Source organism: Lacrimispora amygdalina (genome assembly GCF_003432035.1).
In the GTDB taxonomy this organism is placed as follows: Bacteria; Bacillota; Clostridia; order Lachnospirales; family Lachnospiraceae; genus Lacrimispora; species Lacrimispora amygdalina.
In genome coordinates, this window is sequence record NZ_QOHO01000161.1 from 1 (window position 1) to 544 (window position 544).

1 protein-coding gene is annotated in these 544 nt (G+C 43.2%); it reads right to left on the reverse strand.

Annotated elements, in window-relative coordinates:
* The coding region (locus DS742_RS28455; RefSeq protein WP_147325907.1) for a S8 family serine peptidase at positions 1-544 on the reverse strand (544 nt) is incomplete at both ends.

A 544-nucleotide genomic window follows, 5' to 3' on the forward strand; every position in this document is an offset into this window, starting at 1 on the left:
CCCCAGATATTATTTGGATAAACGTATAGATTGCTGCGCTGGGCTTCCCGTATAATCATTCGATTGATTTGAATACCGGTGGCAGCAGTAAAATTCCCTCTGGTATAAGCCCATTCCATGATCATGGCAATTATTCCGGCAGTATGCGCAGCGGCAGAGCCTGTTCCTGTAAGCGTGCTGTACTGAGCCTGTGGTATTGCACAGGTAAGCTGGTATCCGGGAGCTGCAATATCTGGTTTAATGAGACCGCTTCTTGTATAACCTCTTCCAGATTCAGCAAGTATGGTATTATTGTACTGATTATAGGCAGTAACAGTCAGAACGCTTATAGCATTTCCCGGTGTGGTTATTGTTGTATTAGGATCCCCGATCAAAAAAAATGTTTCATCGGAAATCAGATTACCAGATGGAAGCCAGGAGTGAAACGAAAAGGGTTCATTTTCATTATTACGAACCCGGAGCTTCCAGGTTCCTGGAACAGGATTTTCAAACCGTATTAAAATTACTGGATCTCCGGAAATGCTCTCGAAGGCAATATTGTTAA